Below are 9,071 nucleotides of genomic sequence, written 5' to 3'. Positions count from 1 at the left end.
ATCGTTGACTCAAGCGCATCTTTCGGGACTAACGCAAGTGACTCAAAGTAACTTAGATTTTCTCATTCAAACCGATCCTGCCGTAGCGGAGTGTCTAGGGCAAGAACTCCAGCGCCAGCGCGATCATTTGGAGTTGATTGCTAGCGAAAACTTCACCTCAGCCGCTGTCCTGGCAGCTCAAGGCTCAGTCCTGACGAATAAGTATGCTGAGGGGTTGCCAGGAAAGCGTTACTATGGCGGCTGTGAGTTCATTGATAAAGTTGAGCAACTAGCCATTGACCGTGCTAAAGAGTTATTTGGCGCGGCTCATGCCAATGTACAGCCTCACTCCGGTGCTCAGGCTAACTTTGCAGTCTTCCTCACCCTGCTAGAGCCTGGTGATACGTTTATGGGTATGGATTTGTCTCATGGGGGACACCTGACTCACGGTTCACCTGTTAATGTTTCGGGTAAGTGGTTCAAGGTTCGTCACTATGGTGTCAGCTCTGAAACCGAGCAACTGGACTATGATCGCATTCGGGAAGTGGCGCTTCAAGAGCGTCCAAAACTCATCGTTTGCGGCTACTCTGCCTATCCTCGCATCATTGACTTTGAAAAATTCAGAAGCATTGCCGATGAAGTAGGTGCTTACCTAATGGCAGATATTGCCCATATTGCCGGTTTAGTGGCTACTGGACATCACCCCAATCCCCTTCCTCATTGTCATGTTGTGACCACAACTACCCACAAGACGCTGCGGGGGCCAAGAGGTGGCTTAATTCTCACCAATGATGTTGAATTGGGCAAGAAGTTCGATAAAGCCGTTTTCCCTGGTACTCAAGGCGGCCCCTTAGAGCATGTGATTGCGGGTAAGGCGGTGGCGTTTGGGGAAGCGCTGAAGCCGGAGTTTAAGGTGTATTCTGCTCAGGTGATTGAAAATGCTAAGGCGTTGGCAACTCAGTTGCAAAAGCGGGGTTTCAAGATTGTTTCGGATGGGACGGATAACCATTTAATGTTGGTCGATTTGCGTTCAATCGGTATGACGGGTAAGCGTGCTGACCAACTGATGAGCGGTGTCAACATTACCACCAACAAGAACACGGTACCATTCGATCCAGAGTCACCATTTGTGACCAGTGGCTTACGCCTGGGTTCTCCGGCGATGACTACGCGGGGGTTGGGTCAAGCGGAATTTACAGAGATTGCTGACATTATTGCCGATCGCTTACTCAATCCAGAGGATGAGGCGGTGGCGGCTGAGTGTCGGCGTCGGGTTGCCCAATTGTGCGATCGCTTCCCGTTATACCCCCATCTGAGTATTCGCGTACCGACTCTGGTTTAATAGACCTCTTGCATAAATCCTGGAATGCCCCCTAAATCCCCCAATTCTGGGGGACTTTGAAGTTCCGGTTCCCCCCAAATTTGGGGGGCTAGGGGGGCAAAATGCAGCTAGGAAATAGTTTTTCTAGGCGGAGTATTCCTTAATACGGGGCAGCAGTCCAAAAAGCGTTAGAAGTGCGATCGCAACCGCGACAACTAGAGTTACAACTTCAAAACCATCCACATCCTTGAAACCTTGGTCAACTGCCTCGTCGAAGGCTTTCTGATTGATATCGATGGTATTTTGATTGGCTTGTAGAAACTGAGCGAAAGCCCAGTTTGACTGTCCTGGCTTGTTGCCTACGCAAAGTGCGATCGCCTCGGCGTACTTGCCGCTACGCTGGAGTTGACGAATCTGTTGGTCGATGGCATAGTATTGACCAAAGTTGGAGAGAGTATCCACTGCCGCTTCTCGTTCACCATCAAAGGTAATATTCTTCAGTTCGTCAGCCAGATAACCGGTAAAGCCGTTCACTTCCTTAACTTGAGACTGGGCAAAGGATGTGGCGACTGTCTGAAAATCCTGTCCCTGAGCGAAGGTAGCGAGTTGGGATACCTTCTTGGAGTAAGCCTGCTCATGTTTGGCAGCTAATGCGGTGTCGAGCAAGTAGCGACTCTCGTCACCATTCGCACTGTAGGCGATGGAGCGAGCTTTGCGTAAATCCTGAATCGACTGCAAACCATCTTCTTTGGCAACTTTCAGATTGTTAGATGCCGAGAGGAACGCTCGTGTAGTGTAGCCGAGAAAGAGAATGGCGATCGCAGTGGCAGCCAGCAGCATGGGATTGAGTGTGCGGCGCATCCGGTTGCTGAGGAATAGCTGAATAGCTACCAGTATGCTGATTAGAAGGAAACTAGAGATGACAACCAAGAACAGCGATCGCGCAGACGCAAATTGCTCGTCACCGTAGGTGCGATCGAGGGCTTTCCAGTTCACCTCATTCAGCTTATCGGCAGCTGGCAGGAGTGTATTATCTATGAGGTCGGCAGCCTCTCGGTAATGAACCAAAACTCCATTCTTATCGTTACGTGCGTGGAAGTCCCGTACCTGCTGGATTTTCGTTAAATACTCACCTAACTTCACTTGCAATGTCAGGATAATCTTGTCTTCTTCGTCGTAAGTGATGTTCTTGGCAGCATCCAGCATCATTCGGTTTACTTTCTGGCGTCGCTCTTCGTAACTCTTGACAGCTTCCGGATTCTGTCCAGACGGCACCAGAAATTCGTTAGCGGCGTTAGCATCCATGTCTGCCAAACTATCTTTGATGCGTTGAGCAGAGATGATACTCGGTGCTGAGTCCTTACCAACGGTTTTAATGGCGTGCCTAGCACTCTGGACTCCAGAAATTGTGGCAATCAGTACAAGGAAACTAGCTCCCCAAGTGAGATATAAACCGCCTTTGAGCAGTTGTGGGGTAGTTAGCTTTGTAATAGCCTTACTTGAGAGGGAAATTGTATTAGTCATATTAAAAGATAAGGATTGGGAATTGGAGTTTTGACTTTTGACTTTACTTAGCCTTCACTCTCTCCTAAAGGTTGAATCGCTTTAACCACAATCCGAGTCCAATGTCCGAGGGTGATTTCATCACTATCTTTGATGGGTGTGTCAACCATCGGCTGCAATTCAATACCGTTTAGTTTCGTGCCATTAGAAGAACCAATATCGCGCAGAATAAATGTACCGTCTGGTTGTCGAAGTAGCAGGGCATGGCGGCGGGAGACGGCATCATCCAGATCTAGGGCAATTTCGGGTTGGATTCCCTGAAGGGTACTACTACGCCCGATCAGGTTCGTTTCCTTCTCTAACCGGAAAGCGATCGGCGCTTGATGAGGCGGTGCTGGGGGGCTGTCTGGAGTTCGCAAGGACGGATCGATGGTGATGACGAGTTCGAGTTTCAGGGATGGGGTGACTGCCGCTTTTGTCGAGATTTGAGGCGGTGCTAGGGTAGCGGGATGAACTTCCGGAGTGAAAGAAGACTCTCCCTCTCCTGCTGGGGTGGCTTCTGCCGCAGGGGTAGGCGTGAGGGGAACTGGCGGCACTTCGCCATGTGCCCCAGTGACGAAGTTGTAACCGCAAATTTCACAGAAGTCACCGCTGTCGGGTTCGTGGGGAGCCGTGCAATCAGGGCAGGTTATGACAGATTGGTCGGTTTGCGGCAAGGTTGAATTCAGGAGATTTGGGGAAGAGGCGAGTTTGGGAATTCCGTTGATTTTTGCACCACATTCCGAACAATAATCTGGCTCGGTTGATTCGTGTCCTTTTGGACATTTGTAGGTGGACATAGCTGGTTTGGCGTTTCCCTCGAAGGTGAGGGAGTACTATAAAAGCTAACTACACTGGAAGTGGTTTTGATTCCTTAATGGCGGCGCGTTACACTTCGTTAACGCACCCTACAGATTTAATACATATCGCGATCGCACCCAAGTTGCTAGAGTGTGTTGGCAACGTAGATGGTTAATAAACCTCAGAGGCACAGAGAACGCAGAGAGGGAAAAGAAAAGGAGAGTTTTTTACCTACAGCAGTTTTCAAGTTGATGAGGTACATAACTGAGGAGAGAAAGCTAGAGATAAAGCCTTTTCTACTCCTGACTCCTGACTCCTGACTCCTGCGTATATGAAAGTTGCAGACAAATTCTAGTGACTCATCAGGATTTGGGAATACGAGTAGTCTTAGTTGATCGCGTTTCTAATGCCATTGCATCTTCTTTGGCGACTTCTCGCTTGAGCCGCACTGTACCTGTTGCGGCGTCCTGAATGTCAACCACTTTCCTGAGCAGCTTGGCGGTTGCTTCGTTTCCGGAATCGTGAGCGAGTTTGACGGCTTTTCCTAGCTTGGCAGTAGCTACTTCAATATTGCCGCGATCGCGTGCTTCTAGTCCCTCTTGAATAGACTGGGCAAGATCGGCTTGTCCGGTGTAGTGAGCGACTCGTTTATCAATTTTGGTTGATTTGGCTTCGTCGTCCGTCCAAATTGCTAGAATCCGCGCCTCAGCTACTTTGGTTTCCACACCGTCTATCGTATGGATTAGGCTTGCCCGACCGGCTAACATTTCATCACCAACCTCACCGGGTTTGACTTCAATGCAAAAGTGGTAGTCACGGGATTCGCTCTTGCCCCAAGCACCCGTTGGATAGTCCGAAATCTGGGGTTTGACGGATTTAGCGCGGTGGGTGAGGTCAACAATTTCAGGGCTAACTTGCTTGCAAAACAGCACCTTCGCTCCCTGTGGTGTCCACAAGCGCAGCGCCACGTCGCTCACGCTCTTGGTCATGGCTTTCGCTAGAATAGCTCGGAAATCCGCTTCAATCATTGAAGCATCAGGGATGATGTCGGTGGTGCCTAGCAGGTTGTCAGAAATCTGTTGGAGTTGTTTCACTCTCCAATCCGTACCCACACCTCGACAGTCGCACTGAAAGACACCCTCACACAATTGGAGAACTGAGCTCAATCGCTGCTCATCTGAAGAGTCGTTCTGTCCATCCGTGAGTAGCAGCGCCTGACGCACAGCATTAGGCATTTTTTTGAACTGTTCGAGAGCTTCGGACAGCCAAGTCGAAATCACAGTTCCGCCGCCCGGTTCGATCAACTTTATCGATGCGATCGCACGTTCCTTATTCTGAGGCGTGGCATTCGACAATGGGTAAACCAGTTTAGCTCTAGTAGAACCGGTAACAACGAAGAAAAAAGAATCCTCAGGCAACAAATTTACGACTTTGACCATCGCATCTTTAGCCGCATGAATCTTGCCGCCTCCCATCGAGCCAGAAACATCGCAAATAACGCCGAAGAGTCTTCCCCCAGTGGGATTCGCTGCTACCCCTTCACTCCCGTCTGCTGTAACGGTCATGATGGCATGAACTTCTTTAACGCCTTGCGGTAAAAATTGGTTTTGGAAGACTTCGGCTTTGAATTGAGTAGACATAGGAATTCTTTAGCGTAAATAAATTACTAGAGTTTGGTTTTTGAACTTTTTCCGATGTACTTGGTACTAAGCTAATACATGTTTAACTTGTGCAGCAGCTATGAATAGCCTCTTCCAACAAATGGCTGTTCACATCCCACCAGTCTTTTAAATGCATCAGCACTGAACACAGTCTTGAGTCTCCTATTTCTCGAGCTGCTTCAACGGCTAAAATACCTACCGATTGAGACGATAATTCCTCTATTAATATCTTAACGACTCTCTCGTCTTTTCTGATTGCTAAACCTAGCAAGGCTTCTCCCCGGATTTCCATTTCAACATCAGTTTTATTTTTCTCTTCATTCAGCCGTTTTAATAACGCATCTCGAATGGCTTTCGTATTTTTTTTAATCTGCGAACCCAATCCAAAAACTGCCCAATTTCTTACCTCTTCATCTGGAGCTGAAGACAACTCAATCAGTGTGTTAATTGCCAAGCTATCTTCTTGACCTAATAGACCTAAAACAACCCCAAACCTCACATCAGCACTGGGATGATCTTTCAATATAGTTAATGGTTTAATTGCTCTTGCATCCTTGATATGCCCTAAAGCAATTCCAACAGCACTCAAGACATCAGTGTTCTCATCCTTTTCAATCAATCTGAAAAGAATTCTCAAAGACTCATCAGGAAAAGACCTGTTTGGTATTCCTAGCTGTCCTAATATATCTACTCCTAACTTCCTTTCGTTGGGATTATGGCTGTCACATAACCTGGATGCAATCTCAAATACCTCATAGTCGCCACGAAACTGCAAAACACTCACAATATTCCACAAAGCATCTTCATCTTCTGCAACTAGTGCAAGTTCGATCAACTCTTGGCTAGTTCTGGAGTCATTTTGCTTGTCTTGACTATAGTCGGCTTCCAAGTCATTCATCGCAGTAGCTTCGTTAGCTGGGCTAACGCCTCACAAGCAAACAGAATAATCGGCTTTCGTGACACCTTCTTGAGCAGAAGAGAGAGAAGAGAGACATTAGACTTCTTACTTGAAGTCTATAATTTATCAAGCTATCCGTTTAAGCTGGGAAAAAATGTTCATGGTTGATAGTTCATTAGTACAGCAACAGTGATATTGTCGTGTCCCCCAGAGCGTCGCGCAAACTCTACCAAACTTCGAGAAACTGTGAGCGCATCTGCACCTGACTTTGGCTTGACAAGTTCAGCAATTTGTGCGGGTTCCGGGGCGTAGTTCCACAGTCCATCCGTACACAGGAGCAAGTACCCGGAACCAGGGATATTGAAGTTCACAATGGAAGGTTCCGAATCTGCGATCGCATCCACCCCCAACCATCTTGTGATCGCATGAGCCTTATCTGACTGCCTCGCTTGAGCCTCGGTCATCTTACCCGATGAAACCATGTCGTAAAGCCAAGAATCATCCTTGGTGAGTTGTCGGGAACCTTGCCCAGAAATCCAGTAGGCACGACTATCACCAAGCCAGCCGATGGTTGCATGATTGTCTTGAACGACGGCTGCAACAATGGTTGTTGAGGGAAAGTCTGCATTCGTCCCCTCGCTGTAGGGAATAGCGCACACGGCTGACAGAGCAGAGGTAAACGCTGAATTCATTGCCTCTTCTTGCTTAACATCACCCTTTTCAATAGCGGCGGTTAGTGCTGTACAAGCGGCTTCGGCGGCGGCTTTGGCAGCCAGTTCAGGTTGCTGGGAACTGGAAACTCCATCACAGACGACGAGAACGTAGGCATTTTTCCCATCAACGGTTGCACAAGCCACATAGTCTTCGTTGTTGTAGTGTCTCAGTCCGCGATCGCTAACACCCGCCAACTTCGACGAACAAGTTACCTGAATCCGGTCATTTTCCCGCGCTTGATTGCGGAATCCGCAGTGGGAACAATACCCCTCAGCATCGATTTCCTCTGGCCCAGCACCGCATTTTTCACATCCTCCTGTCGATTGGGGGATGGCAGCTTCTACCACCAGTGCTGTACCGCATTCTTCACAGAAGTGATCGCCTGCCAGTACTGTAGCTCCACATTTTGAACATTGCATATTATCTTCCTCATATTTAGCCGCCCTAAATGAAATGTCACTGACTTAACTTAAGGGAAAAGTGATCGTTTCTTGGAAAAACCCAGATTGGGGGGTTTCCCCCCAAACCCCCCACTGGGGGACGGAGTGCCTCCCCCAGACCCCCTGCACAAGGGTTCATGGGTGAGGTAGGAAAGTTCTTAAGTCATTGCCATTCGTCGGTTCTCGTATTGCCCACTTAGAATAAATGTCGCTGGCTTAAGCGCTCTCCTGTGGAATTTGCCCCCTAAATCCCCCAATTTTGGGGGACTTTGAACTCTTGCTCCCCCAGAATTGGGGGTTGGGGGGCGGTATCGAATCGTTATGTCAGTGACATTCCACTTAGAATAGGGTTCTCGGTCGTACTTGGTTAGCCTCATCAACCAACCGAATTTTCTCGTCGCCACTGGCTAAATGTGCCATGTTACGTAAAGCTTTTTCTAAACCCTTTCTGAGATGTACCTCTTCTAGTGGCTGTCCCAGAATGGCGATGGAAGAAACGGGTGTAAGAGTCTTTGAAGTAACAAGATCCAGGGCTGTCTGTAGAACTTGTCTCGTTAATCGATATCGATCCATACCCTCCAGAGTAAGTGCCTCGATCGCGATCGAAGCGTCCTTGAGTTCTTTCGTCCCCGGTGCGGAACGCTCAGTATTAATTAAGGTGCGGGCAATTTCCACGCGCGATCGCGTAAACAAGCTGGACGCTTGGGGCACCCGTTCCAAGGCTGCCACTGCACCGTTTCGGTTGCCAGTAACACATAAGCAGCGAGCTAAACCAAAAGCGGCGGAGGTATAACTCGGATCGGTGCGAGATACCAAGTCATACATCTTGATGGCGAGTTGGTAGTTACGCACCTGTTCCGCTGCTAGTCCCAATGCTAACTTGGGAGCGAGTTCACCCGGTAGGTCAAAGTAAACTTGGTCAAATGCCGCCTGAGCATCCTTTGCATTACCCTGTGCCATAAAACTCCGCCCCTTGTACCACAAGACCCTCCAATCCCAAGGGTCTTTTTCCTCGGCTTGCGCTAACGTTAGGTTTGCCTCACCGTAATCACCGGTATCAATCAGGCTGTTCGCAAACCGTAACAGTGCTTCCATCGAAGTGGGAAACCGATTGACGATTTGCTCTAAGCTGACACTCCGCTTAATTGGATCAGGAATAGTACCTGCATTCAATATGGCATTGAAGCCTGGGTCTGTTGAGTCCAGAATCGGAATGGGTAGTTGGTGATAGTCGGCGCGGATTGGCTCGAAGCCGCTGCTGCTGGTGAGTGCCAGCATGTCGCCGCTGAACACGTTGCTAGTGGCAGGACGGGGGGTATTCGTCTCGGTGGCAACCACTTCTCGGAGTACACCGAGTAGCTGATCAGCCATTTCATCTGCTGATTGGAAGCGATCGTCTGCATTCTCCGCCGTTGCTTTGAGCAGAAAGCGGTAAAGTGATTCTTGCTCGGCAAACAGAGGGTCTTCCTGGGGGCTGGGGAGGGTATACTGATGTTCTTTGCTAAAGCCTCGAATGTTAGTGAGTAGAACCGCTAAGGTTCTACCTACGGTGAACAGATCGGATACAGCGGTTGGCCCTTCACCTGCCTCTGGAGCACTGTAACCTACCGTACCGTAGATGTCGCCGTGGGGGTCATCAATACGCCTGACGCCGCCCATGTCGATTAACTTGACATCGTTGCCTTCCAGCATGACGTTGTCGGGTTTGAAGTCGC

At 49.0% G+C, this 9,071-nt stretch carries 7 protein-coding genes; 1 reads left to right on the top strand and 6 read right to left on the bottom strand.

From position 1 onward, the window contains the following. Positions 1-37: 37 nt before the first annotated feature. Positions 38-1,321 (top strand): serine hydroxymethyltransferase, encoded by a 1,284-nt coding sequence (gene glyA / locus V6C93_RS07425; protein ID WP_349262639.1) that lies wholly within the window; start codon positions 38-40, stop codon positions 1,319-1,321. A 123-nt stretch (positions 1,322-1,444) separates the two neighbouring features. Here the strand turns inward: glyA and V6C93_RS07420 are convergent, their stop codons facing one another. The 6 genes from V6C93_RS07420 to V6C93_RS07395 form a co-directional block, all read right to left on the bottom strand. Then, a complete protein-coding gene (locus V6C93_RS07420; protein WP_333476015.1) occupies positions 1,445-2,824 on the bottom strand; it encodes a hypothetical protein in 1,380 nt (459 codons plus the stop codon). Between the two features lie 47 nt (positions 2,825-2,871). Then, entirely contained in the window at positions 2,872-3,642 is a 771-nt protein-coding gene (locus V6C93_RS07415) for an FHA domain-containing protein (RefSeq protein WP_333476014.1), read from the bottom strand. A gap of 363 nt (positions 3,643-4,005) precedes the next feature. Continuing rightward, complete coding sequence (locus tag V6C93_RS07410; protein ID WP_333476013.1) at positions 4,006-5,283, bottom strand: VWA domain-containing protein; 1,278 nt, start codon at positions 5,281-5,283, stop codon at positions 4,006-4,008. 82 nt (positions 5,284-5,365) lie between these two features. Further along, positions 5,366-6,202, bottom strand: coding sequence for a hypothetical protein (locus V6C93_RS07405; protein ID WP_333476012.1), 837 nt, complete (start codon positions 6,200-6,202; stop codon positions 5,366-5,368). Positions 6,203-6,360: 158 nt separating this feature from the next. Further along, on the bottom strand, positions 6,361-7,335 hold the full coding sequence (locus V6C93_RS07400; RefSeq protein WP_333476011.1) for a protein phosphatase 2C domain-containing protein: 975 nt from the start codon (positions 7,333-7,335) through the stop codon (positions 6,361-6,363). A 360-nt stretch (positions 7,336-7,695) separates the two neighbouring features. Then, positions 7,696-9,071 (bottom strand): tetratricopeptide repeat protein (locus V6C93_RS07395; protein WP_333476010.1); only part of this gene is annotated, 1,376 nt, incomplete at its 5' end.

The organism is Allocoleopsis sp. (assembly GCF_036703385.1).
In the GTDB taxonomy this organism is placed as follows: Bacteria; Cyanobacteriota; Cyanobacteriia; order Cyanobacteriales; family Coleofasciculaceae; genus Allocoleopsis.
Note: the sequence above shows the minus strand (reverse complement) of the source record. Positions and strands in the feature narration are given on the sequence as shown.

What these genes read in the sequence shown, in the direction of transcription:
- V6C93_RS07420 (WP_333476015.1), bottom strand. Translation starts at nt 2,824, where the DNA reads ATGACTAATACAATTTCCCTCTCAAGTAAGGCTATTACAAAGCTAACT.
- V6C93_RS07415 (WP_333476014.1), bottom strand. Translation starts at nt 3,642, where the DNA reads ATGTCCACCTACAAATGTCCAAAAGGACACGAATCAACCGAGCCAGAT.
- V6C93_RS07410 (WP_333476013.1), bottom strand. Translation starts at nt 5,283, where the DNA reads ATGTCTACTCAATTCAAAGCCGAAGTCTTCCAAAACCAATTTTTACCG.
- V6C93_RS07405 (WP_333476012.1), bottom strand. Translation starts at nt 6,202, where the DNA reads ATGAATGACTTGGAAGCCGACTATAGTCAAGACAAGCAAAATGACTCC.
- V6C93_RS07400 (WP_333476011.1), bottom strand. Translation starts at nt 7,335, where the DNA reads ATGCAATGTTCAAAATGTGGAGCTACAGTACTGGCAGGCGATCACTTC.